Annotated in this window: 30 protein-coding genes; 13 read left to right on the forward strand and 17 right to left on the reverse strand. The window is 60.0% G+C overall.

What is annotated here, in order from left to right:
- Positions 1 to 610: 610 nt before the first annotated feature.
- From ACFOYU_RS11330 to ACFOYU_RS11350, 5 genes are all read right to left on the reverse strand, one after another.
- Complete coding sequence (locus tag ACFOYU_RS11330) at positions 611 to 1,993, reverse strand: phage portal protein (RefSeq protein ID WP_377033623.1); 1,383 nt, start codon at positions 1,991 to 1,993, stop codon at positions 611 to 613.
- 3 nt (positions 1,994 to 1,996) lie between these two features.
- Positions 1,997 to 2,230 carry a hypothetical protein gene (locus ACFOYU_RS11335; protein ID WP_377033624.1) on the reverse strand — a complete coding sequence of 78 codons (234 nt, stop codon included), beginning with the start codon at positions 2,228 to 2,230 and terminating at the stop codon, positions 1,997 to 1,999.
- Positions 2,231 to 2,295: 65 nt separating this feature from the next.
- On the reverse strand, positions 2,296 to 4,275 hold the full coding sequence (locus ACFOYU_RS11340; RefSeq protein ID WP_377033625.1) for a phage major capsid protein: 1,980 nt from the start codon (positions 4,273 to 4,275) through the stop codon (positions 2,296 to 2,298).
- A 14-nt stretch (positions 4,276 to 4,289) separates the two neighbouring features.
- Positions 4,290 to 5,801, reverse strand: a complete 1,512-nt coding sequence (locus ACFOYU_RS11345) for a terminase large subunit (RefSeq protein ID WP_377033626.1) — start codon at positions 5,799 to 5,801, stop codon at positions 4,290 to 4,292.
- 23 nt (positions 5,802 to 5,824) lie between these two features.
- Complete coding sequence (locus ACFOYU_RS11350; protein WP_377033627.1) at positions 5,825 to 6,295, reverse strand: phage terminase small subunit P27 family; 471 nt, start codon at positions 6,293 to 6,295, stop codon at positions 5,825 to 5,827.
- Between the two features lie 129 nt (positions 6,296 to 6,424).
- Between ACFOYU_RS11350 and ACFOYU_RS11355 the strand changes: the two genes are divergently transcribed.
- Positions 6,425 to 6,859, forward strand: a complete 435-nt coding sequence (locus ACFOYU_RS11355; RefSeq protein WP_377033628.1) for a hypothetical protein — start codon at positions 6,425 to 6,427, stop codon at positions 6,857 to 6,859.
- Between the two features lie 154 nt (positions 6,860 to 7,013).
- Positions 7,014 to 7,484 (forward strand): HXXEE domain-containing protein, encoded by a 471-nt coding sequence (locus ACFOYU_RS11360; RefSeq protein ID WP_377033629.1) that lies wholly within the window; start codon positions 7,014 to 7,016, stop codon positions 7,482 to 7,484.
- Here the strand turns inward: ACFOYU_RS11360 and ACFOYU_RS11365 are convergent.
- Together ACFOYU_RS11365 and ACFOYU_RS11370 are read right to left on the reverse strand one after the other, a co-directional pair.
- Positions 7,479 to 7,817: an HNH endonuclease signature motif containing protein gene (locus ACFOYU_RS11365; RefSeq protein WP_377033630.1), complete on the reverse strand. Its 339-nt coding sequence runs from the start codon at positions 7,815 to 7,817 to the stop codon at positions 7,479 to 7,481. The two genes, ACFOYU_RS11360 and ACFOYU_RS11365, sit on opposite strands and share 6 nt — an antisense overlap.
- 694 nt (positions 7,818 to 8,511) lie before the next feature.
- Complete coding sequence (locus ACFOYU_RS11370; protein ID WP_377033631.1) at positions 8,512 to 8,646, reverse strand: hypothetical protein; 135 nt, start codon at positions 8,644 to 8,646, stop codon at positions 8,512 to 8,514.
- Positions 8,647 to 8,714: 68 nt separating this feature from the next.
- Between ACFOYU_RS11370 and ACFOYU_RS11375 the strand changes: the two genes are divergently transcribed.
- Complete coding sequence (locus ACFOYU_RS11375) at positions 8,715 to 8,888, forward strand: hypothetical protein (protein ID WP_377033632.1); 174 nt, start codon at positions 8,715 to 8,717, stop codon at positions 8,886 to 8,888.
- 790 nt (positions 8,889 to 9,678) lie between these two features.
- Here ACFOYU_RS11375 and ACFOYU_RS11380 read toward each other — a convergent pair.
- Genes ACFOYU_RS11380 through ACFOYU_RS11425 form a run of 10 tightly spaced genes read right to left on the reverse strand, consistent with a single transcriptional unit; the run spans position 9,679 to position 15,492 of the window.
- Entirely contained in the window at positions 9,679 to 10,509 is an 831-nt protein-coding gene (locus ACFOYU_RS11380; protein WP_377033633.1) for a hypothetical protein, read from the reverse strand.
- Between the two features lie 59 nt (positions 10,510 to 10,568).
- Complete coding sequence (locus tag ACFOYU_RS11385) at positions 10,569 to 11,261, reverse strand: transcription termination/antitermination protein NusG (protein ID WP_377033634.1); 693 nt, start codon at positions 11,259 to 11,261, stop codon at positions 10,569 to 10,571.
- Positions 11,258 to 11,548, reverse strand: coding sequence for a helix-turn-helix domain-containing protein (locus tag ACFOYU_RS11390; RefSeq protein ID WP_377033635.1), 291 nt, complete (start codon positions 11,546 to 11,548; stop codon positions 11,258 to 11,260). Before ACFOYU_RS11390 ends, ACFOYU_RS11385 begins: the two co-directional genes overlap by 4 nt.
- Positions 11,545 to 12,408: a YdaU family protein gene (locus ACFOYU_RS11395; RefSeq protein WP_377033636.1), complete on the reverse strand. Its 864-nt coding sequence runs from the start codon at positions 12,406 to 12,408 to the stop codon at positions 11,545 to 11,547. Before ACFOYU_RS11395 ends, ACFOYU_RS11390 begins: the two co-directional genes overlap by 4 nt.
- A gap of 2 nt (positions 12,409 to 12,410) precedes the next feature.
- Positions 12,411 to 13,832 carry a replicative DNA helicase gene (locus ACFOYU_RS11400; RefSeq protein ID WP_377033637.1) on the reverse strand — a complete coding sequence of 474 codons (1,422 nt, stop codon included), beginning with the start codon at positions 13,830 to 13,832 and terminating at the stop codon, positions 12,411 to 12,413.
- Positions 13,829 to 14,056, reverse strand: coding sequence for a hypothetical protein (locus tag ACFOYU_RS11405; protein WP_377033638.1), 228 nt, complete (start codon positions 14,054 to 14,056; stop codon positions 13,829 to 13,831). The genes ACFOYU_RS11400 and ACFOYU_RS11405 overlap by 4 nt, the downstream gene beginning before the upstream one ends.
- Positions 14,053 to 14,349: a hypothetical protein gene (locus tag ACFOYU_RS11410; RefSeq protein ID WP_377033639.1), complete on the reverse strand. Its 297-nt coding sequence runs from the start codon at positions 14,347 to 14,349 to the stop codon at positions 14,053 to 14,055. Before ACFOYU_RS11410 ends, ACFOYU_RS11405 begins: the two co-directional genes overlap by 4 nt.
- Positions 14,349 to 14,693, reverse strand: a complete 345-nt coding sequence (locus tag ACFOYU_RS11415) for a DUF1064 domain-containing protein (protein ID WP_377033640.1) — start codon at positions 14,691 to 14,693, stop codon at positions 14,349 to 14,351. The genes ACFOYU_RS11410 and ACFOYU_RS11415 overlap by 1 nt, the downstream gene beginning before the upstream one ends.
- Complete coding sequence (locus ACFOYU_RS11420) at positions 14,693 to 14,995, reverse strand: helix-turn-helix domain-containing protein (RefSeq protein WP_377033641.1); 303 nt, start codon at positions 14,993 to 14,995, stop codon at positions 14,693 to 14,695. The genes ACFOYU_RS11415 and ACFOYU_RS11420 overlap by 1 nt, the downstream gene beginning before the upstream one ends.
- Entirely contained in the window at positions 14,992 to 15,492 is a 501-nt protein-coding gene (locus ACFOYU_RS11425; RefSeq protein WP_377033642.1) for a phage regulatory CII family protein, read from the reverse strand. The genes ACFOYU_RS11420 and ACFOYU_RS11425 overlap by 4 nt, the downstream gene beginning before the upstream one ends.
- A gap of 74 nt (positions 15,493 to 15,566) precedes the next feature.
- Between ACFOYU_RS11425 and ACFOYU_RS11430 the strand changes: the two genes are divergently transcribed.
- From ACFOYU_RS11430 to ACFOYU_RS11475, 10 genes are all read left to right on the forward strand, one after another.
- Entirely contained in the window at positions 15,567 to 15,707 is a 141-nt protein-coding gene (locus ACFOYU_RS11430) for a hypothetical protein (RefSeq protein WP_377033643.1), read from the forward strand.
- Positions 15,708 to 16,179: 472 nt separating this feature from the next.
- On the forward strand, positions 16,180 to 16,899 hold the full coding sequence (locus ACFOYU_RS11435; RefSeq protein WP_377033644.1) for an XRE family transcriptional regulator: 720 nt from the start codon (positions 16,180 to 16,182) through the stop codon (positions 16,897 to 16,899).
- Positions 16,900 to 17,239: 340 nt separating this feature from the next.
- A complete protein-coding gene (locus tag ACFOYU_RS11440; protein ID WP_377033645.1) occupies positions 17,240 to 17,527 on the forward strand; it encodes a hypothetical protein in 288 nt (95 codons plus the stop codon).
- Positions 17,527 to 17,691 carry a hypothetical protein gene (locus ACFOYU_RS11445; RefSeq protein ID WP_377033646.1) on the forward strand — a complete coding sequence of 55 codons (165 nt, stop codon included), beginning with the start codon at positions 17,527 to 17,529 and terminating at the stop codon, positions 17,689 to 17,691. Before ACFOYU_RS11440 ends, ACFOYU_RS11445 begins: the two co-directional genes overlap by 1 nt.
- A gap of 156 nt (positions 17,692 to 17,847) precedes the next feature.
- Positions 17,848 to 18,078, forward strand: coding sequence for a hypothetical protein (locus ACFOYU_RS11450; RefSeq protein ID WP_377033647.1), 231 nt, complete (start codon positions 17,848 to 17,850; stop codon positions 18,076 to 18,078).
- Positions 18,079 to 18,405: 327 nt separating this feature from the next.
- On the forward strand, positions 18,406 to 18,657 hold the full coding sequence (locus ACFOYU_RS11455) for a hypothetical protein (protein ID WP_377033648.1): 252 nt from the start codon (positions 18,406 to 18,408) through the stop codon (positions 18,655 to 18,657).
- 6 nt (positions 18,658 to 18,663) lie between these two features.
- Positions 18,664 to 19,161, forward strand: a complete 498-nt coding sequence (locus ACFOYU_RS11460; RefSeq protein ID WP_377033649.1) for a siphovirus Gp157 family protein — start codon at positions 18,664 to 18,666, stop codon at positions 19,159 to 19,161.
- Positions 19,161 to 19,772: a trna delta -isopentenylpyrophosphate transferase gene (locus ACFOYU_RS11465; protein WP_377033650.1), complete on the forward strand. Its 612-nt coding sequence runs from the start codon at positions 19,161 to 19,163 to the stop codon at positions 19,770 to 19,772. The genes ACFOYU_RS11460 and ACFOYU_RS11465 overlap by 1 nt, the downstream gene beginning before the upstream one ends.
- Positions 19,772 to 20,251, forward strand: coding sequence for a hypothetical protein (locus ACFOYU_RS11470; RefSeq protein WP_377033651.1), 480 nt, complete (start codon positions 19,772 to 19,774; stop codon positions 20,249 to 20,251). Before ACFOYU_RS11465 ends, ACFOYU_RS11470 begins: the two co-directional genes overlap by 1 nt.
- Positions 20,248 to 20,595, forward strand: coding sequence for an HNH endonuclease signature motif containing protein (locus ACFOYU_RS11475; RefSeq protein ID WP_377033652.1), 348 nt, complete (start codon positions 20,248 to 20,250; stop codon positions 20,593 to 20,595). Before ACFOYU_RS11470 ends, ACFOYU_RS11475 begins: the two co-directional genes overlap by 4 nt.
- The last annotated feature ends 18 nt before the right edge of the window (positions 20,596 to 20,613 follow it).

Consider the following 20,613-nt stretch of genomic DNA (forward strand, 5'->3'; position numbering starts at 1 on the left):
AACCGTCGCGCCTTGCAGAGGATAGATATGATCTACCTCATGCGGAATTCCTGTTTCTGCCGTGAGGCGTGCTGCCTCAGCATAAATCGCCCGAATAGCCTGCTGGTTTGCCCATGGAGGAGTCGCTTGCAACTTCGCGGCATTCCGCTTTGCAATTAATGCATTCACAACGTGCTTATTCGCTCGCGCCCACTCGGCATAACTTGCTGCACGGTGCTCACGATTTTGCTCATACCACTCCTGCCAATACTCAGCTCGCTCTTCTCGGTTTTCAGAGTACCATTGCTTGAAGGCGCCCGGGTTTTTGCGGCGCCAAGCCCCGGTGTGTTCGTTAACACATTCGATGCACTTATACGCGAGCCCATCTGGAGAGGCGCGACGTACGTGGAACGCGGATGTCGCCTTGATCTGGCTACAGGCACTACACTTTTTCAGGCCCTGGCTCCGAAGCTCTTCAGCTTCCCGGCGAGAGGCAAGAATTCCAGGCTTCCTGGCTTCCGCCCTACAGTCCTTACACTGAGCCATTACCCCCTGCCCTCCCCGAGGAGTGCGTCCACCACGTGGCTTTCTCGCCTTGTGAAAGTCTGAGGTTGGCTTCTCGAGCCCGCAATCAGTGCACCGTTTCAGCATCGACAGTGAGCATCTTTGTTAACGATGCAAAAGCGTAGTTCGGAATGTGCTTTTCATCAACAGAATCAAGCTCTTCACTCACATCTTTCTCCGGTGAACCGCCCGAGCGGCTCGCCCAAGGATCATCAAGAGCATCGCGCTTCGCGAGAGCTTCCAGGCTAAAATTTTGCTCTTGCAAATACGGGCTATTGCCCCCTGGGACGGGCTTCAGATCAAGTCGCCTGCGGGCCTCGTTCGGGGCCTTAATGCCGGCACCCACGGCCTCCTTCTCGGCATTGATCAGGGCCGTCGTGTCCATCCGGAGCAGGTTGTCGACGTCGAACTCCGTGCCGATGTTCTCTCCCATGCCAAGGCCTTCATCGAGGCAGAGCTCAGCGGCCTCGATCAGGACTTGCAGGCACTGCGAGTAGTACTCGATGTTGAGGGCCTGAACGTTGTTGTAGGTCGGCATCTGGCCGACACCGATCTTGTACGGTGGGACATGGTAGGTCGAGCAGACCACTTCAGCCGACCATTTCAGCTGCTCGATGAGCTGCGAATCGACGGCCTTGGCCCTCATGGCCTCGTACTTCAGGCCATCGCCCAGGACCGCCACCTTGCCCGAGTTCTTGCCAGAGTAGTTGCTTTCCCAGTGCTCCTTGAGCCGCTTGGCCGTCTCGTCGCTGATCGCGCCGGGAGCGGTCAAGATACCGCTCGGCTGCGCTCCATTCTGGAAGAAGAGCGTGCTGTCGTTCTGGATCGCGAGGCCATGCGTAGCTGCCAGCCCACCCGCAAAGATGGGTGAGAGGCCAACGAGCGGGTGAAAAAAGCAGTTGAACCGATCATGGATGACCTCGCGGGCCGGCACCGTGACGCTGGCGGGCAGCCCTGCAAGGTTATCCGTCTTAAGTTCATAGAAGACGCTGCCGTCGTCAGACACCAACGGCGTGACGAGAGTCCAATCCAGCACATAGAGCGCTTTGACCACGCCGCGCCCGTCACGCTGCTTGAGGATCAGGGCATTGCCCCGCTGAAGCTTCGACAGGATCCAGCCTTCCATGAACTGGATGCGGTTCTGGAAGTGATTCGGCCTGCGCAGAACCGGCGAATATGCGGGGTTCGTTACCTCCGACCAGATCCCGTTCTCGTCCTTCTGGACAAGCTTGATGCGCAGCTTGGAGATGTCCGACGCGATCAGCGTCCGACAGGCAAAATCGGCGTGGTTCGACAGAACGGAGTCGTAGCGGACTTCGACGTTCTGCTGCCAGGCGCCGGCGAAGGGCTCGAAAATGCGATACCACCCGCCGCGGCCTTGGCCCACAGGCGAAAATGCTTTTTCGTCCGTACCCTTGGCGCGGGAGATGTTCAGCCCAAAAAGGCGCATGGATCAGCCCTTCGCTTCAGCGATTTTGGCTTTTAGTGTCTCGGTATCCCAGCCGTGGTAGGGCCGCTTGCCGACGACATCCTGATACTGCTCGCGCAGAACCTTCAGTTCATTTTCCGGGTCAAGGGGCCGGTGGGCCTGCATGTCGCGACGCCTATACCCTAGTTTCCCAAGAATTCGGGCATAACGGGGATCCTGAGCGCGAAGAGCGCGGTCCATATAGCTCTGGGATTTCATTAAGGCCTCCTACGAGAAGACCGGCCGTGAGTGGTCGCGGCCGGCCATGAGGTTCAGGCTAATGATCAGGGCGTGGCAGGAGCCTCGGGGGCTGGAGCGCCCCAAGTTGCGCCGGTCAGGATCGCGACCGCAGAGGGACGGCGACGAGCCCAGTTGATGAACCGCTCGACGCGGAACGCCACTGAGTTAGTCTGGAACATCGACACGAGCGACGTGGCGCCGGTCGGCGTGCTCGAGTCATGCGCCGGGTTGTCGGCCATCTCGAGCGAGGCCTCGCGGGACATATCCACCTGAATGCCGCCTTCGTCAGCCAGGTAGATATCGCCGGCATTGGCCAGGACGACGGTGCCTGCGGGGATGTAGTCCGAGACGATCACCGGCATCTGGTTGAACGTGCCGCCCATCATGGAGATGCCCGGGAATTCCGGCTGGCCAAGCGGGTTGACCATCATCGACAGCGCAAGGGCGGTCGTGGAGCCCATGACCCAGACGCCTGTCGTCGGGGCGTTGTTCGCGGCGATGAAGGTTGCCATCAGCGCGCGGATGTCGGCGCGGATCGCACCGGCATCACCACCAGACGAGGCGACCGGGGTCAGGCCGTTGGTGATCGAGGCGGGAGAGACGCCAGCGACGGCGGCCTTGGCTGGGTTGATGAAGTCGATGTCCAGGCGAGCAGCGATAGCCGCGGCCAGGTTGTCGCGAAGCAGGGCCTCGGCGGTCGGGTTCGACCGGCGCAGAAGCTCTTCCGTGACAACGGCGATGTTCGCCACCTTGAAGATCTCAAGGATGTTGCGCTCATAGCCGAACCGGGTCAGAGGCTTCGCCCTGCCTTCGCCCACCCAATAGCCCTCGCCACCTTCGGTCTGACCGACGAGCGGCACATTGAAGGGCACGTTCCGGAGACCCGGGACGCCGTTCTGACCGAACCGGCCGAGGATAGTGCGCGGGCGCAGGAACTCGACGAAATCGGCGATAACGTCAGTGCCTTCGCCGACGAGCGGAGCCGCCCAGTTGCCGTCCTGAGTGGTGCCGGCAGGAACCGCCGCCTTAACGACGAGACCGTAGATGGACGAGTTCTCGCCATACAGTTCCTTCGCCACGGTGCGGACGCTCTCACCGTCCAGTTTCGCGATAGCTTTTACCTTCGCCAGACGCGCGAAACCGATACCCTTGTCGAGCTTCTCGACGGGCTGGACCTGAATGCGGGAGCGGGCGGCCGTGCCCTCTTCGGACTTCTGGCCGGCCACCGGCTTGGCGGAGGCGGCCTGGGCCTTCTCCAAAGCGCGGAGGCGCTTCAGATCGCCGTCGATCGCAGCGACCTCGCCCTCGAGCGTGTCGAACTCCTCCTGCTCGGCCTGATCTGTCGAACGGCCCTCGTCAATGGACTTCTGCATAACTTCAGCCATGCGCGCGGACTTGGCCTGCCGAGAGGCCTCCAGAGCCGCGATCTGTTCTGCGATAGTCTTCATTCCGGTGCCCTCCTTCGGGCGCAAGTTGACGGTTTTGACGGATTTTCCGGAAGCGCCCGGACGGACAGGCCGATCAGTTGCCTTTGGCTCCTTGCCGGTCGCGGCGAGCAGTGGGCGGTCAATCGACTTGATGGTGGAGATCACCGCGTCGGCATTGGCGGGCACGGAGACGAGGGACAGCTCAAGAACCTCGCTCTTGTTGAAGCGAATGCCGCCTTCATCGAGGAACGAGTACTCCAGGGCACGGAAGCCGATGGAGACGGCACGGACGAGCCCAGCCTTGACCTCACCCCAGGCGGTTTCTACGCGGTCGCGCAGCGGGCCCGGTTCCTCGATCATGGGCAGGCGAGCCTCAAAAGTGATACCGTCCTTGGTAGGTCTATCGAAAATGACGGCGCCAACAGGCTTGTCGTGGTCGTGCTGATGCAGCAGTGGCATCGGGTTCTTGAACTGGACGCCAAGAGGCTCAACGATGTCCCCTACCCGGTCAGGGTTGGGTGTCGTCGCCACGCCGCGGATAATACGCTGTTCCTCCTCGACCGCCTTGACGGTCAGGATTGAATACATGCGGTTCATTCTTGGGTTCCTTCTCAGCCCAGGATGAGCATCTGGTACTCAGGCTTGCGCTCGTCCGTGCGGTCACGGGACTTGAGGCCCAGCGCCATCGTCAGCGCCACGGCGCCGTCAATACGGAACCGGGCTTTGGTCTTGTCGATCTTGCGCCCACCGGCTGGGTCAGTGACCGCGACTGCGTTCGCCATATTCCAGTTCAGTACCGGGTTGTTGCCGTGGATCAGCTTTCGGTCGATGACCGCGAGCTCCATTGCGTCGATGGCCGGCGTCATGTCCCTGAAACCCTGCCCCCAAGGAATGATCCGGAGCCCATCGCCCTTCTCTCCGTCCTTTTGCGAGGCGAAGTCGATGCGATCGAACTCCTTGATGAGGTCGTCTATCCGCCAGCGGTCGTAGGCCATACCAAGGACGCGATAGCGCCCGTAGAGGTCTGCGATGTGTCGGGCGATGACCTCCTTGTCGATCGAGCGGCCCGGGGTCGCCAGAAGGTGCCCCTGCTTGTGCCACTCGACGTAACGATAGTTCCCCGACCCGAAATCCCGGTTCGAGTGCTCCTTCAGAAAGGCCTCGGGCTTCCAGAGGAACGGCTTGATGCGGCTCGGATCGTCCGCACTGACCATCACGAGAGCGGTCAGGTCGTTGATCGAGGACAGGTCCAGGCCGAGATAGACCGCCTCGCCCTCCTCAATCTCGGCATCCCCCTTGCAGGCCATCCATTCGGCCCGGGAGATCAGCGAGGCCACCGGCGCCACGCGCTGGTTCAGATAGAGGTTACGGAACTTCGGCTCCTCGGCCGGCATGCGCTTTGCCTTCGCCGCGATAGCCGCCAAGTCCTCGAAGGACCGGAAGTCGTAGAGCGCCGGGTTAGCCTTCTCCCAGCACTTCGGATCGAAAATGTCCTCCTGCTCCTTGGGAACAGCGTAGAGATGGCAGACAATAGTCGGGTCTTTGGCACCCAAGCCGTCGTCAATGAGCTTCGACAGGATGTGCTCCGGGTCGTTGCTCTGCGTCGAGATCGTTACGAAGAGCGGCTCCGCGCGAGCACCCATCGAAGTATCAAGAACGTCATAAAGTTCGCGGTCTTTCGCTTGAGCCAGCTCATCGAAGATCACAAAGCTCGGGTTCAAACCGTGCTTCGTCCCTGCCTCTGCCGAAATGGCCTTGTAGAACGAGCCGTTGCTGAAGCAGGCAATGTGCTTAGTGGAGTCGACCACCTTCAGAAGCGCCTGTAGTTCCGGATCCGCTCGCACTATCTGGGCGGCGACCTTGAACACCTGCGCTGCCTGCTCCCTGTCATTGGCTGCCGAGTAGATTTCTCCGTTCGGGATGGCCTCGGGACCAACCAGATGGGCGAGCACCAAGGCCGCGATCAACGCCGTCTTGCCGTTCTTGCGCGCGATCGACAGAATGGCTCTGCGGACGATCCTACGGCCAGACGACCGATTGTGCGGCTCGTATATGTCGCGAATGAACTTCTTCTGCCATTCGCGGAGATTGAACGACCCGCCCTGCCCTTCACCAGAAGGCACCGTCAGGCATTCGATGAAGTCGATTACTTTTTGCGCCCGCCCTGGATCGCGATGAGGCCCTCGAACTTGGACTTTGGCTTTTCGTGCTCGACCTTGAGACCGACGCGGGCTGCCGGACTTAGACCGAGCCGGTCGCCGAGCGAAGCCATCGTCATAGCCTGCTTGTTCAGGATGGACACCCATGGATTTTGATATGCCGCGCCGGACTGCCCGACGCTGATATGGCCTTCCGTCTCCAGCGCCTCGACTGCCAGCTTGTGCAGCGCGTATGCCTGGCAGAATGCCGAGAGGATCGGAGCGTCAGCCTGCGAGTAGAAACCGGGGGGCATCGATCCGACGATGGTGTCCCAAGCGGCCGAGGCGACATGATCGAGATGATCCGGCTTCTCTGCCTCGCCGACCGTGCGAACTACTGGCTTTTCGGGCCTGTGACCCGGATTGCCTGCCAATTTGACGAGATCCGGGTGCGTCGGCTTCGGGCCACGCTTACCCATATAAACCCCCTATACTAAAACCTGCGGGATTTCGCGTTCGACTTGGGGCGCCGGTCCCGATCTGGAGTCTGCTAGACATTTTACCTCCCCCCCGTTTTGATGGATTTGGCATGACTGGAGAGGAAACTCATGGATAAGGAAGAGATTAAGGGGCTTATCCTTACCACCTACGGGCGCGTGTACCCTCATTGGAATGACGTGATCATCCGCGATAATGCTATTGTGCCCTACAGTACCGGATGGATGGCTGTCGTCCGTCGGACCAAGGAGGGTGGATCTACCGCAGAAGAACTCTGCTATGTCTACCCTGATAAGACGGTGCGGGTTTTTGACACGACGACAGAGCTAGCGAACTTCCTGTCAATGCACGCCCAAATTCCGCTGCTTGAACGGATCACTGCAAAACCAGTCGTAGCAGCCGGAGTTTTCGTCGTGCTCCTAATCGGGCTGTTGCTTGCTGCCTTTACGATCGAGAGCGAGGGATCCCAGGTTATGGCGTCTTTGACGGGGCTGGCTGGAGTTGCTGGCGGCTATTTCTTTGGCTCAAGTGGGAAAGCATCATAAGGGCCACCCGTCCTCTCCCAAAGTTTGATAGCGCCCTCGTTCCCTGCCCAAGCACTAGCCTTAAGATCGCTATGCGTTGACACTTGAACGATTTCCCTGTGGACTTCGGAAACGTCAATCGGCGAAGCCTAAGTAACCTTTGTCTGGGGGGACGATGACCTACGAAGCAGTGAGCTGGCTCCTCTTAGGCGCCTACGCAATCCATATCCTCGAGGAGTTTGCACTAGATTGGCGAGGCTGGGCGCAGTCTGTCCTCAAGTTGCCCGTTGACTGGCCTACGTTCTACGTGACGAACTCGGGAGTCGTGGTGCTCGGCTTTGTGGCGGCGCAGACGGCTAACACACTTCCAGTCTTCGGACTAAGTTTCGCTGCACTGATGCTAATCAATGCTACCTTCTTTCACGTCCTACCGTTCATCGTGTTTCGGGGACGTTTCTCGCCAGGTTTGATTACGGCGGTTGTCCTCTTCTATCCTGCCGCTGCTCTTGCGTACATTGTGGCCGCCGACGCTAGGTTGATCAGTGGAGGAATGGTGGCGACGTCTTTGGTGATCGGTGCGGTCCTGATGGCCTACCCTATCGTCCTCCTCCACCTCAAAGGCCGACCTTACTTCAAGCAGTCATAGCGGCCAGCCATCTTCACCAACTGCCTGAAACCTGCCTCGCTCCTCTTGCTGCTTGCCCCTGTCATGGTGTGGCTTGCAGAGAGGCTGCCAGTTGTTCTCGGTGTCCCAGAAGAGAGCAGTGTCGCCCTTATGCGGGGCGATGTGGTCGACCACGGTAGCCGGGGTTACTCGCCCTTCCCGCTTGCACATGACACACAGGGGATTGCGCATCAGGTAGGTCTTGCGGGCTTTCTCCCAACGAGAGTTGTAGCCTCTCTCTCGGGCAGAGCCTCGCTTGGCGTCATGCTCTCTCTGCCTTGCTCTGAGTTCGGGAGGCTTGGGCATGGCTACCATGAACAAATCGTAATGTTGGGATTAAGCAATCGTTCACCTGGCCAGGCGCTTCTTCATGCCGGAATAACCCAGTATGAGGATTCCCTATGACTTTCGGTAAAGTCGGTTTTGCTGCCCTTGCAGTCGCTGCATTCATTGGTCTGGGCGGTGCTGCATCCCAAGCAGCCCCGTTCTCGCACACCCCTGCTCTCTCGGCGAAGCCAGGTGTTGTTTATGTTCGGCATCGTCCCGGCCATCGGGCCGCTCCTATGCGCCGCGTTTGTAAGTGGGAGACTGAGACGAAGCGGATCCGGGGCAGGATCGTCAGGGAACGTGTTCAGAAGTGCCGGATGGTCCGCCGCTGACGACAGACAGAGGGCTCTTCGGAGCCCTTTTTCTTTATATGCGGTGCCGTCAAACCCATGGCGATCTGCCTGGCTCTGTGGTCTAGGGGCTTGGGCATTCCTTCAGAACAATCGCACCAAACAAGTTATGACTTGGCTACAGTATTTGTTCCGCCGCAAGCATGTTAATGCGTTCCCTCGGCTCAAGCATGGAGGCGCTCATGCGGTGGAGGCGAGGCGACTTGTGGCGTGTTATTGCTGACGTCGTGGCACTTGTTGCGGCCATAGCCGCCATAGCGTTCGTTATGGTGGAGCTAGGAGAAGCTGCTGTTGTAAGCCGGTTCTAGTCTTCAGCGGAAGCAGCTAACCCATCACGCGAGATGCCTCTGCGCTGCAATGATGAGGAACTGATCCCGCAGCATCTCAGAGCGCTGGAGCTCGGTTTGGTTTTCCCTAAGTGTCAGGGTGAGGAAGCGGAGGAGGATGTGCATGGTGTGTTCGTTCATGCGGCGTCCCGCGGACTTGCATATGCCCTACTACTCGTCCCAAGTGTCGTTCTTGGAGGAACCAACCGATGCGATTTGGGATCGGCGATGCGGTGCGCCTTAAGGCCCATCCAGCACAGAGCATGAGGGTTATCGAGGTTGCGGATGACTGGGTTATCTGCCGGTGGTTCGATAAGGCGGCCGTTCAAGAAGGGGCATTCTCTGCCGATGATCTGGAGAGCATCCCGGACGGCAATGACTAAATGGTGCCTTGTCTCAGCTACCGCGCCCACCATCGGGCAAGATAAACCTGTCAAAGAGCGAGCAATCGTGTAAACTGGCTCAACCAGCAGTTCCTTAGTCGGCTGCTGCCCTTTTGGGCGCATTGTGTGTCTCGAAGCTTACCTGGCTTTGGGAGACCCGCAATGCCAACCGAAATGCCTCCAGGACGTGAGCCCGCCCAATCAATTGCAGTACCACCGCCTGAATGGCTTCCGAAAGTCTTGAACTGGATGGCCGTTTTTGTAGGCCTCGGCTTATGCTTCTGGGCGCTCAACTATGGTGTGATAGCGACAAGCTACTCGAATAGTCCGAGTAGCTCGGGATCCTACAGCACCCACGAGTGACCCGCTGGGAAAGTCAACGACCTCAGGGAGGGCAGCTATGTTCGGAGATACGAAATCAAAGAGTAAGCACCCTTGGCTTGCGGCCATAGGCATTACAGGCATCGGTATACTCGGTCTCCTCATAATGTGGGGTCTTAGCTTCGGATAAGGCCTAGTCTCTCCGCGATGCTCTCCTCGACATACAGGTGAGGAGAGACTTCGACCATGAGACAGCCGTCGTCTCGGCGATATGTCTTGCGGGATTTGCGGGGCATTCGGGCATGAAAAAGCCCGCCGGGCAGAGCCACACAGCGGGTTGTACCAATGCTAACGCAAGACACGCGGTGGCAAATTTGTCACACACGGCCTTGCTCTGTGAATATATAACTAGCGCAGTAGCACCTCAGTTGCAAGAGTCTGGACAGGGTTATTCGCGAAACTCGCAGCTCTATTCACCGTCTGGCAGTTCGATCACCTGATGAAGATTTATCACTCGGTATGCCACCGGGCGTCCATTCCGGCGCTCAACATTAACGTCCACGACGAAGCCTAACTTGAAGACGTTCTCGTCTTGAAAAGCTTGCTTGATACTCCGCTGGGCCATGTCTGAGGCATAGATGACAGGAAGAGGCTTAGTGCTGATCTTTTCGATCACTGCTGCCTCGCCGGTTCTCTTGCCCGTACCAGAGACGGACTTCGCCGGGCGCTCGAACAGCAATAGCACGCGCGGCTCATCCACACCTTCCTTGGTATCAAGAGAACGTCTCTGGTCCTCAATCGTTTGAACCGCTGACCGGGCCTCTTGAGAGGTAAAACTCGCGATCAGCTCTCGTTTTTCACCGTCCTCTCTGAGCACGATAGTTTCGAGCTTCGCACTGCCAGTAGGATCGGTCGCTACGGCGGTGATCGCATTGGTTACATGGTCCAACTGGGATTTGGTTGCTTTGTCCATCCATTGGCCGGTTACAAAACCTCGGACACGTTTACTGAACAGTGCGCCAAAGCCGAGAACAACTAGAACATTGTCCATATAGCCGACCATGTCCGGTATGGTCGGAACGAGGTCAGCAATGATCGACCCTCTGCGAACCTCGCGGACATAGAGGTTCGCAGTTCCTCGCATCTCCGGATGCTCAGCCTTGAGGAAATCATCGAACATGCCAGAGAGGCCCGCAAATACCTTTGCGAACTCTTCAATCTCGACCGGTTCTTTGAGGTCCAGGGTCAGTGATAGGTAAGCGCGGCTCTTTTTCACAGCTTGAGAATAACTATCCCGCATCGCTTGTCACCTCCCTGGCTGAAGATTGGTGAACGCGGAATATAGCACCGCATCTGGCCTCATTCTGCCGCCTCCAGAAGATCCACCTCATCCAGTTTCAGCTTCGCCTTCGTCACACCTCCTAGGAACTCCAGGAGCACCTCAATGCGGCCTCCGGACTGAACTCGCTGCACGATCGCCTGTAGCCCTGTCATAGGGCCGGTAAGCAGGCTCACACGAGCGCCGGGTCGGCACTTGGCACGGAGAGCCTTCTTTCGGGCCTTCTCCTCCTCAGCCTTCTTGATGTGATCGAAGTCGCCGGCGACCTCCCTCTCACGCAGACGAGACAGGGGCCGCGGGAAGGAGGTCTCTCCGTCCTTGGCCTTCGCGGCCTGGACGACCAAAGGCGAGCCGTCGTTCCGGACGAGGCTCTCGACTCCGTCGACACCCCGCAGCTTGTAGAAGTCCTGCCCCTCTTTCTCGCCGTAGCCTTTGAGCCCGACAAAGAGGTATCGAGGCAGGAGCGGGTTCTCGGTCTCGACCAGCTTCCGGGACCGCTCAATGTATTTGCGCTCTACCGGGAGATAGGTCTGGTACCCGGCACGCCTGAGGCCGAGCTGCGCCCTCCTCTCGCACTTGGGATTGCAGACGACCACGAACCAGGTCAGGCCCTCGAAGGTCTCCGGAGGGGTGTGGTCGATGATCCTTGCCCTGGCGTAGTGGACCGGGCCGGGATTGGCAGACAGCTGCAGGCGGTGGAGTTCGTTGGTCATGCTGCGACCTTCCATTCCATGCGGGCAAGAGCCTTGTTGATGGCGCTGGACGTGACGCCGAGCCTGCGGGCGATCTCCCGTTGGCTGAGCCCCTGCCCTACGAGGAGCAGGATTTCCTCGCTGCGGTCTTCCAGGAACACCCGCTTGGTCGGCTTGATGTCCCTTGTGAGGTGGCGGACCCGGTCGACAGGAACGCCATAGCGGGCGGCGATCTCGGCAGGCATGAAGCCCTTGGAGCGGTCCTGACGGATGGCCTCGATGAGCTTGATGGTGACTTTGGTGCTCATGCTGCGGCCTTCCCGAAACCATGGGCTGCCAGAACGTGGGCAGGAATCGAGCATCCGGGAAAATCAGGCGGCAGGCTCCACTTGCCGTAGGACCAGAGGCCCGTCCGCTTCCAGCGTTCGATGATCTGGCCCCAGGCCTCGTCGGTGAAGCCGTTCTGGTCCTTCCTGTCGGTCGGCCGCTTCTCGCGCTCGACGGCGGCCATGATCTGGGGGGTCACGTTCTCCCACTTGAACAGCTTCCGGCCTCCGGCATGGGCGAGGCGGGCTTCCTCGTGGATCGTGGGAAGGATGTGCTTCTCGAAATCGGCTCCGGCTTCCAGGCAGGCGAAGATCGGCCTGAGATCCATCGAGATCCTGATGGGCCAATCCACACCAGGAGGCAGCTCGGCAAGCATGCGGGCTTGCATGTTCTCGGGCAGGCGCATGCCCGCGCGCTCTTCCGAAGGAAGTATAGGTGTAGGTGTAGGTGCTTTCGGTTTGCTTTCTTCCTGAGAACCTTTTGCTTTTACCGCTTCTTGATAATTCAATGACTTAGGACGACCACCGAGCTTACCGGCGTCGCGCCTCTTCTCAATTTTTTCTTCAACGAATTGACGTTCGCGGGAAAGACGAGACTGCAGCCAGCGGCCGTCTTTGAGGCTCCAGAATGCCATTACAGTCACCTTAAGAGCCGCCCATTTCTTTGGGGTCAGGCCCAGCATGCGCGCCAGCTTCACGTCATCATCCGGAAGGGAGCAATCAGGCGAACGCCAAGCGAACATGAGCAGCCGGAGATAGGCTCCATGCTCTTCGTTCGTCAGATGGGCCGTGTCGGCGATATAGGCGTCGGTAAAGAGAGGCAGGGAAGGATACTGGCTCATGATCAATACTCGGTCAGTTCGCTGATGGCGTTGCAATTGATGGCGCAGAAGAGGCGAGCGCGGCCCGTTGGCCCCTGGCGCTGCTTCAGGATTTCGACCTCAAGCACGTTCTCGCTGGCTTCCAGCCGAGCGCATTCTTCTTCGGTGAGCTTGGTCTTGTGCTCGAGATAGTAGGCCTCGCGGTAGAGGCCGATCACCATGTCGGCATCCTGCTCGATAGATCCGGAGTCCCTGAGATCCGATAGGACAGGCCGCTTGTCCTCTCGCTTCTCTGACTCGCGGGAGAGCTGCGAGAGCACGACCACGGCGACACCGAGCTCCTTGGCGAGAACCTTGATGGCCCCTGTGATCTCGGTGATTTCCTGCACCCGGTTGCCTGAGTACCGTTTCGTGGCCTGGATGAGGCCCAGGTGGTCGATCACGATGACTGAGAGGTGCTGTCCCTTGCGCTCCATCACGGAACGGGTCTGGCGGGCCCGGGCAGCAATCTGGGAGATTGTCAGGCCGGGTTGCTGCTCGATCTCCAGCGGATAGCGGTTAAGGCGCTTCTGAGCCTCATTCAGGGCCCAGAAGTCTTCATCCTTCAGATCCTTGCCCTTGGCGATGTCACGGTAGGAAAGCGGCTGCCGGTCGCGGGGAGAGAACGCCGCGGCGGCCAATGCCCGCTCAGCCAGCTCCTGCGCCACCATCTCAAGAGAGACGAAGTAGACGCCATGGCCCGCCTTCGCGGCATTCAGGGCGATGGCGACACCGAAGGTGGTCTTGCCCATGCCAGGGCGGCCGGCCATGACGATCATTTGGCCGGGGCGCATGCCAAGGGTCATTCTGTCGAGGCTCGGAATGCCATAGGGGGCGCCACGCTCGATGCGCCCCTCCCGGGCGGCCATGGCGGCCTCGATCGCCTGCAGGGAGGCTGCGCCGAGGCTCACGCGCTTAATGCTGTCAGGCATGCCAGAACTGGCGACCTCGTCCAGTTCCTGGATCATGGCCGAGGCGTACTTGGCCGGATTGTCCACGGCGGCGGCAGACATGGCTTTTACGGCGTCCTGCGCCGTCGCCAGAACCTTCCGCATCATTGCGGCGTGACGAATAGCGCGGGCATAATCGGGAGCACTTGTGATGCTTGTCGCGTGGGCATAGAGCGCTGCGAGGTACTCGCCGACCGTTATGCCTCCCAGATCAGCATCGCCGATGGCAATGCGAACCAGGCGCCCGTCGATGGTCTCGCCGGCATCGCGGCGCTCGCACATCTTCGCGTAAATGGCAGCATTCACATCGACATGGAAATCGATGGCATCGACAATGCCACGCACCTTATCGAGCACGTCGGCATTGTGGAGGATTGCACCAAGCAGGCCCTCCTCCGCGGACTGTGCGTGAGGCTGCTCGATGAGATCAGGGGCGGTTCCGACGTGGGCGTTCATCCGATGCGCCTCACCGGAGTGACAACCGAGGCGCTGTCGAGGGATCGGCGCTGCTCAGGGCTCATGAACAGGTCAAGCCAACGGCGCCAGGCCTTGCCGGCCGCGATGCCGTCCTCAACCGCCAAAGTGCGCTCGGCTTGCTGGCGGGCCTCGCAGTAGACCGCCCAGGCGGCGTCGACGCGCCTCTCCTTCTCGGCCTCAAGGTCAATCACATTCCGGGTCATGCGACGCTCCGCTGAGAGGAGCCGCCGTAGGTGCTTTCACGGCGGACAGGTTCATTCAGGAGGTGAAGGCGATCCACACGGCCGGCCATGTAGCCGAGGCAGGAGGCAATGCGGCGCAGGCGCTTGGCTGTGATGCGGTGGGAGCTGGCAGCCTCACGGGAGCCGCCCTCCATCTTCTCGATCACGTCGGCACTCCCCTCGCGCTCGCTGGCGAGCGCTTCCAGGAACAGGGCCTCGGCTTCCATCTGGTCGAAGGCCTGCACGGGATCGGTTGAATAGGGGAAGCGGCTCATCAGAACGTCTCCTCTGTCCAGCCGCCACCGTCCTTCTTGGCGTTTGCCTTCAGGGCGATAAAGCGGAAGGGGTACAGGTCGGCCGCGATCTTGATCTTCACGCGGGCATCGTCCTGCCAGAAGCCTTTGACCTCATGGCATTCCAGAGATCCATCCGAGAGCATCACGGTGTAATCGGGGGTGTAAAAGGTGTTGTCCGCCAGCCGAAGCTTGATGCCTTCGAACTTGTACCAAGCTATCTCGCCTGCCCGCTTCCGAAGCTCGAGGAAGTCGCCATAGGCCTTCTCGGTCTTGTTCATCTGGCCGGTCTTCAGGCGACCGAGGGCAAGGACGGCGGATTTCATTATGCCGCAGCCTTTCCGGTCTTCAGGGTGCGGTAGACCGCCGAGTGAGCGCAGCCGAGACGCGCAGCGATCTGGCGATAGTTTAGGCCCTGCTCCTGGAGGGCCTTGCAGACGTTGAAGGGTATCTTGCGCTTCGGGCCGCGCTTCAGGGGACCGAAGGGAAGCCGGATGCCCTTGGTGTCGCGATGCACGGTGCCAATGCCTGCGATGCCCGACAGAGCGCAGACCTCACGGATGCTGTGCCCCTTGGCTCGGAGAGCCTTGGCGGCAGCCATCTTCTCGGCAGGGAGACGGCGACTCATGCTGCACTCCCGCGGATCGGAATGACGGCCTGGGCGGGCTTGAGATCCTGCCGAAGCTCGGCGAGCTCTTTCTCCTCGGCTGCCGCAGCGGCGTCGATGGCCCGTTGCTCGGCGGGATCGATCTGGCCGTCAGCAAGAGCGTCAGCAATCGTGGAGGAGAGCCGCGCCTGCGCTTGGGTGGTATCGACGAGGTGCTTGATGAGGTTCTCGCCACCGGCCTCGGAAGGCTCACGAGGGACCAGCTTGAACCCGGCCAAGTCGGCGAGGAGCCGAAGCGTCTCAGGCTCACCGCCGCGCCGCACGAGCTCCATGGTGATGTCGAGCAGAACGTCAGCTGGCACGTGGGTGGTGATGTTCTGGTCGGAGATCGAAGAGTAGCGGGAGATTAGGGCCTGCCCTACCCGGGTCTTGCTGGCGGCGACGACGACCCCACCAAGGCGGTCAACGTCTGCGTCGAATGCGGCTTTGAGGGCGGTGTATGGATTCCTAGCATTCATGGAATGTTCGCCTAGCGATATGAGATGAAAGCCGAGCCGTTCAGGCCCATTGTCCCCAGCGTGGAGACGGGGCGATGAGCGGGAAAGACGAGCGCAAGGCGACGGGAGGCGTCACGGACAGAGAGGTGCGCGCTCACATCCTGCGGAAGCTGAAAGAGGCGCTGCCGAAGGGAAGGAAGGCAGAGCGAGCGGAGAAAGACGCGGGCGACCGATGACGGTTGCACATGGTCGCCCGCGCAAGTGCCAACGGCCGACGATAAGAAACCGGTGGGGGAGGAAAAGAATAGAGATACAATCACGCAGTATACCTCCAGATAGCAAGCTACGCTTTACGCGTAACGTGCTTCAATAGAACAGAAAGGCGAGAATGATGCGCGGGGCAAAACATACCGATTACTCTCTAGGCTGCTGCCTGTTCAGCGGAATGCGCAGCAACATGGGCTTCGGTAAGGGTCTTATGATTGATGTTCTTGAGGCCCTTGAGCTTCGCGGCTTGGATAATCCTTGGCCAGTACCGGACCGGGATCGACCGACGACGCTTCATGTCGTGGCCGCGTGCGCCTGGATTCCGATCCCATCCGCAGATCTTGCCGACTTCCGTAGGCCCACCGAGTAGCGCTATGATTTGTTCGACTGTCATCATCATGACCGGAGATTACGCGCTACGCGTAATTAGGTCAAGAGCAAATGCGTAACGGTATGTGGCAACTTCCCGACATGGAATCACCTGCCGCCCGCCTTAAATGGGCCCGCGAACGTGCGGGCTATAAGACCGCCAAGGATGCAGTCACTGCGTTCGGCTGGTCACAGTCCACCTACTATGGCCACGAGAACGGAGACCGCAGCTTCTCCCCCGATACGGCCAAGCGTTACGCGCAGGCATTCAACGTGCCGTGGAGTTGGCTACTCGGCGACGTAGATGAGGGACCACCCGAGGATGCCGCCCGAAAGGAACGGAAGCCTAACACTGAGCCCAACGCCAGCTCGCCAGTTAACGTCAGCCTGATTTCACAAGACCGAGTGCCCGTGTATGGTCTAGCGATTGGTGGCACTGACGGCCGATTTGAGTTTAACGGGCAGATTGTGGATCAAGTTTTCAGACCTCCGGTGTTGGCAAATGTCGCCAACGCTTACGCTGTATTTGTTTCGGGCGACAGCATGGAGCCCCGCTACTTCGCAGGCGAGACGGTATACGTCCACCCGGGCAAACCTGTGAGAAAAGGCCATTTTGTAGTGGTGCAGATCCGAGGCGATGAGGGTCAACCGCCCCACGGATACGTCAAGCAGTTCGTGGCCTGGACACCGAGCCGGCTGGTATTGCGTCAGTACAATCCAGACGAAGAGATGGAATTCGACCGGAATGATGTGATCTCGGTGCACCGGATCGTCTTCTCCGGCGAGACCTGATTCCCACTCTCCGGCTGGCGATTTGCCTTCGTCTGAGTTAACAGCCCCGGCATCAGACCGGGGTTTTTCGCGCCTAGCCTGTGGATTACGTGAACAAAACAGGAACATTTTGTGGCATAAGGGTTTAGTGCTACCATCGGTCTCAGGCGCGTAAATTCTTACGCAATACGCGTTGACACATTACGCAGCACGCGTAATAGTGAGCTCATCACCTCGATAGATGAGCCGCCATGTCCCAGCCCCTCTCCGCTTTTCTCATTGAAGCTGCCCGCGACGGCTTTGCCGCTGTGTTCCTGATCGGGGTTGCGTACCTCGGGTGCGTGGCTCTGGGGGCGTGACGATGGAAACGCCGCTCGACCACCTTGCCGAAAGGGTCGGCTGTATCTGCTTCCCTGGCGATGCCATGTGCGCCTGCCCTGACCATGAGCAGGTTCTACGAGCCTACGCTTACGTGGAGGAACCATCACTCCCGCCGATGAACATGGACCAACGCGCTTGGTGCATTGCTCAGATTGAAAGCGTGGAAGGCCATTCCGCGGATGGTCATGAGCCGCCAACCGACCGCGACCTCGCGAGCCGTGTCCTTGAAGCCTGGGCTGACTTCGCCCGAGACAAGGGGCTGCTCTGATGGTCCGCACCTCGAAATCCCGCCGCCGTTTCATGTCCCGCTTCGAAGCCGACATGGCTACCCGCGATCTTCGCCAAGCCAAGTCCTCCGACGTTTCCGACTTCACCAAGCGCCACATCGAGAAGGCTCTCGCTGACGCTGCAAAGCGTGGAGGACGCCAATGATCTGTGCGGCATTGATGATCGCCTCTGGCTTGGTTGGCGCTGGACTGGGTGTCGGCGGCGCAATCCTCCTCGCCTCTATCGGCAGCCATGCCCACGGTCCTAGCGACGAGACGGTATGGGGTGATGCCTCAACCTACCGTGGGGAGGAGCGCTGAAATGGGCACCGTGCTCCAATTTCCTCGCCGTTCCTCGCTCATCTGCCACGAGGTCACTCAGGCCCAGGCGGATGCAGCGCAATCGGCTCTCTTCGGAATGATGCAGGAATGCGTTCGCTGCTCTGACAGAGGGTGGATCTTCTTCTACCGCGCCAACGGTATTCCCGATGTCCTCCCCTGCCCGTGCGGCGGGACTGATGCCGACCGCATCGACCTCGGTGAGGTGTCGTGATGAAAGCGGCTCCGATCTACCCAGACCGCTTTTATGCCTGGACGCCTCGCAATCGTCGGCAGCGCGCTCTCAAGGCCCGGAAACCCTTCCGCTGCTGCGACTGTGATCGACACTTCCGCACCGAAGACAAGGCGCGCCGCCACTGGATCGATACTCATGTGAGGAGAAAGCAATCATGAGCTTTCGCATCCCCAAGAAGCCCTCGTGCGAATGGAAGACGGAGGCCCTGTTCATGGGCGTCCTCGCCATCATCCTCACCGGCTATCTGCTCTTCGCCTACTGGATCACGCGATGAAGCCGGTCATCAGGCCCCAAGGAGAAGCAGCAATGACCATCCTCAAGACGTTCGGCCAAAGGGCCAAGGAAATCCGGGATCAGGCCCAGGCATTCGCCACGGCAGCCCACTGCGCCGCCATCTACGTAGACGACACGGCAAGCGGCGCCAGCACGGCGGATTACGACCTCCTGCAGGCTGCCAAGTTCCTCGAAGACTCCGCCCGCGATCTGCGCCAGCTCCACGCCCGGATTGAGCAGACTCGCGCTGACCAAACCACCCCCGTTCTCCAAGCCGCCGAGTAGGACGCAATGAACCCGCTGAACGTGGCTCAGATTGAGCGTGAAATCGAAACCCTTATCGCCGCCTACCCGGAGCTCGCCGAGGACGAAACCCTCCGGGCCGATATGATCGCCGGAAGCACCAAGGTAGAGGAAGTACTGTCGTCGCTGGCCGGCCGCATTCTCGACGCCCAGGCGATGGCCACGGCCATTGTGAAGCGGAAGAACGACCTCGACGCCCGCCTCGCTGCCTGCGAGCGCCGGGAGGAAGCTTATCGTTCGCTCTCCCTGCGGATCATGAACGCGGCCAGTCTCCGCAAGATGCCCCTGCCGGAAGCCACTCTTTCGATCCGGGCCGTGCCTCCTGCCGTCATCATCTCCGACGAGGAGCAGATCCCGGCCGAGTTCACCAAGACGAAGGTCTCTCCTGATCGAACGAAGATCAAGGACGCCCTTGCGGCCGGAGCCGAAGTGCCGGGCGCGTACCTGTCGAACGGAAGCGAGTCTCTGTCGGTGAGGACGAAGTGATGAACACGACCGATAAGAAGATTGCCGACACGCTCGCGAAGTTCGGCGAGCCCATGGCCGGGAACGTCTGGCGTGTCCAGGGGACAGCCGTGATCTACCACAAGGCCCTCGAGCGGATTGCTGCTCAGGCAAAGATCACCTTTGACGAACCGAAAATCATTCGTGCCGAGCGCGACGAGGCAATCATCCAAGTGACCGGCCGAATGGGCGATCGGGTCGAGTGGTCCATCGGCGAGGCACTGATCGGCGTAAACTACCGCGTCAGCGGGAAACAGGCTGCCTATGTCTACGCGATGGCTGAGAAGCGGGCGAAGGATCGCGTGATCCTGAAACTGATCGAGCTCTCAGGTGATGTGTATTCCGAAGAGGAGGCAGACGAGTTCAAGGACGCGGCCCCGCGTGGCAGCCGGCAGGCGCAGGAGCAGGATAACACGCCGTCGCTCGCTGACGAGATGATTGGCTTTATCGCATCCCGCCCGTCGCTCGCCCATCTCAACCGCTTTCTGGCCTCCGATCAGTTCAAGGCTGACTTTGCCACCCTGAACGATCCCGACAAGCAGCGCATTGACGACGCCGAGACGAAGCGACGTGGTGAGCTGGAGGCAGCGTGATGAGCGCCCCTGCAGCCCTTCGCGGTACATTCTCCGACTTCAAGTTGATCCGCAGCCGCAAGATCTGCCAGCTCGTGATCGAGGTTCCGCTTGAGCAGGCAGACGCCGCTCTGCAGGCCCTTGGCGGCATCCCTAACCCTGCCGACGAGCGATGGGTCGCCGTCGCCCGTCTCAACCCGGAGGCCAAGCAAGCGCCGAAGGAAGAGAGCGACGAGGAAGGCCGTAAGCGCCGGTTTCACGAGATGAACCCGGCCGCGCAGATCGCGATGTCCTGCCAGTCGCCGTCCTTCCGGGAGTTCATGCGGGCTCGCGAAGGCTATCTGCACGACGATGCCGAGACTTGCGATGCCTGGGTGAAGGGCATTCTCCGAGTCCGCAGCAAAACAGCGGTCAAGCCCGGAACCTATGCCTTCGAGGCGTGGAACGAGCTACGCGGGGCCTATGATGTCTGGCTGCGCTACGAGCGGAGCGCAGCATGAACCGCAAGCAGTTCTCAAAGCGCGACCTGACGAAGCGCTTGGCCGAGTTCGGTGGGAAGTGCCGGATGTGCGGCTGCACGATCGACGCCGCCACCGGCCTGGAATGGGACCATCGAATCCCCTTGGCTATCGGAGGAGAGGACACCCTCGACAATCTGGAGCCGCTCTGCATTCGCGACCATCGCCTCAAGACCAAGGGCGATGTGGCCCGGATCGCCAAGGCTACCAGACAACACCAGCGCAATATCGGCATCAGGCAGCGCAAAGGCCCGCCCATGGTCGGCAGCAAGGACTCGCCGTGGAAGCGCCGCATGGATGGCACCCTCGTCCGGAGGTCCAAATGACCACCCTTTCACAGTTCC

Source organism: Microvirga sp. GCM10011540, assembly GCF_042650665.1.
Lineage (GTDB): Bacteria > Pseudomonadota > Alphaproteobacteria > Rhizobiales > Beijerinckiaceae > Microvirga > Microvirga lenta.

Bases quoted from the DNA above. Each gene is read 5' to 3' on its own strand.
- ACFOYU_RS11330 (WP_377033623.1), bottom strand. From the start codon at position 1,993: ATGCGCCTTTTTGGGCTGAACATCTCCCGCGCCAAGGGTACGGACGAA.
- ACFOYU_RS11335 (WP_377033624.1), bottom strand. From the start codon at position 2,230: ATGAAATCCCAGAGCTATATGGACCGCGCTCTTCGCGCTCAGGATCCC.
- ACFOYU_RS11340 (WP_377033625.1), bottom strand. From the start codon at position 4,275: ATGAACCGCATGTATTCAATCCTGACCGTCAAGGCGGTCGAGGAGGAA.
- ACFOYU_RS11350 (WP_377033627.1), bottom strand. From the start codon at position 6,295: ATGGGTAAGCGTGGCCCGAAGCCGACGCACCCGGATCTCGTCAAATTG.
- ACFOYU_RS11355 (WP_377033628.1), top strand. From the start codon at position 6,425: ATGGATAAGGAAGAGATTAAGGGGCTTATCCTTACCACCTACGGGCGC.
- ACFOYU_RS11360 (WP_377033629.1), top strand. From the start codon at position 7,014: ATGACCTACGAAGCAGTGAGCTGGCTCCTCTTAGGCGCCTACGCAATC.
- ACFOYU_RS11365 (WP_377033630.1), bottom strand. From the start codon at position 7,817: ATGGTAGCCATGCCCAAGCCTCCCGAACTCAGAGCAAGGCAGAGAGAG.
- ACFOYU_RS11370 (WP_377033631.1), bottom strand. From the start codon at position 8,646: ATGAACGAACACACCATGCACATCCTCCTCCGCTTCCTCACCCTGACA.
- ACFOYU_RS11375 (WP_377033632.1), top strand. From the start codon at position 8,715: ATGCGATTTGGGATCGGCGATGCGGTGCGCCTTAAGGCCCATCCAGCA.
- ACFOYU_RS11380 (WP_377033633.1), bottom strand. From the start codon at position 10,509: ATGCGGGATAGTTATTCTCAAGCTGTGAAAAAGAGCCGCGCTTACCTA.
- ACFOYU_RS11385 (WP_377033634.1), bottom strand. From the start codon at position 11,261: ATGACCAACGAACTCCACCGCCTGCAGCTGTCTGCCAATCCCGGCCCG.
- ACFOYU_RS11390 (WP_377033635.1), bottom strand. From the start codon at position 11,548: ATGAGCACCAAAGTCACCATCAAGCTCATCGAGGCCATCCGTCAGGAC.
- ACFOYU_RS11395 (WP_377033636.1), bottom strand. From the start codon at position 12,408: ATGAGCCAGTATCCTTCCCTGCCTCTCTTTACCGACGCCTATATCGCC.
- ACFOYU_RS11400 (WP_377033637.1), bottom strand. From the start codon at position 13,832: ATGAACGCCCACGTCGGAACCGCCCCTGATCTCATCGAGCAGCCTCAC.
- ACFOYU_RS11405 (WP_377033638.1), bottom strand. From the start codon at position 14,056: ATGACCCGGAATGTGATTGACCTTGAGGCCGAGAAGGAGAGGCGCGTC.
- ACFOYU_RS11410 (WP_377033639.1), bottom strand. From the start codon at position 14,349: ATGAGCCGCTTCCCCTATTCAACCGATCCCGTGCAGGCCTTCGACCAG.
- ACFOYU_RS11415 (WP_377033640.1), bottom strand. From the start codon at position 14,693: ATGAAATCCGCCGTCCTTGCCCTCGGTCGCCTGAAGACCGGCCAGATG.
- ACFOYU_RS11420 (WP_377033641.1), bottom strand. From the start codon at position 14,995: ATGAGTCGCCGTCTCCCTGCCGAGAAGATGGCTGCCGCCAAGGCTCTC.
- ACFOYU_RS11425 (WP_377033642.1), bottom strand. From the start codon at position 15,492: ATGAATGCTAGGAATCCATACACCGCCCTCAAAGCCGCATTCGACGCA.
- ACFOYU_RS11430 (WP_377033643.1), top strand. From the start codon at position 15,567: ATGAGCGGGAAAGACGAGCGCAAGGCGACGGGAGGCGTCACGGACAGA.
- ACFOYU_RS11435 (WP_377033644.1), top strand. From the start codon at position 16,180: ATGCGTAACGGTATGTGGCAACTTCCCGACATGGAATCACCTGCCGCC.
- ACFOYU_RS11440 (WP_377033645.1), top strand. From the start codon at position 17,240: ATGGAAACGCCGCTCGACCACCTTGCCGAAAGGGTCGGCTGTATCTGC.
- ACFOYU_RS11445 (WP_377033646.1), top strand. From the start codon at position 17,527: ATGGTCCGCACCTCGAAATCCCGCCGCCGTTTCATGTCCCGCTTCGAA.
- ACFOYU_RS11450 (WP_377033647.1), top strand. From the start codon at position 17,848: ATGGGCACCGTGCTCCAATTTCCTCGCCGTTCCTCGCTCATCTGCCAC.
- ACFOYU_RS11455 (WP_377033648.1), top strand. From the start codon at position 18,406: ATGACCATCCTCAAGACGTTCGGCCAAAGGGCCAAGGAAATCCGGGAT.
- ACFOYU_RS11460 (WP_377033649.1), top strand. From the start codon at position 18,664: ATGAACCCGCTGAACGTGGCTCAGATTGAGCGTGAAATCGAAACCCTT.
- ACFOYU_RS11465 (WP_377033650.1), top strand. From the start codon at position 19,161: ATGAACACGACCGATAAGAAGATTGCCGACACGCTCGCGAAGTTCGGC.
- ACFOYU_RS11470 (WP_377033651.1), top strand. From the start codon at position 19,772: ATGAGCGCCCCTGCAGCCCTTCGCGGTACATTCTCCGACTTCAAGTTG.
- ACFOYU_RS11475 (WP_377033652.1), top strand. From the start codon at position 20,248: ATGAACCGCAAGCAGTTCTCAAAGCGCGACCTGACGAAGCGCTTGGCC.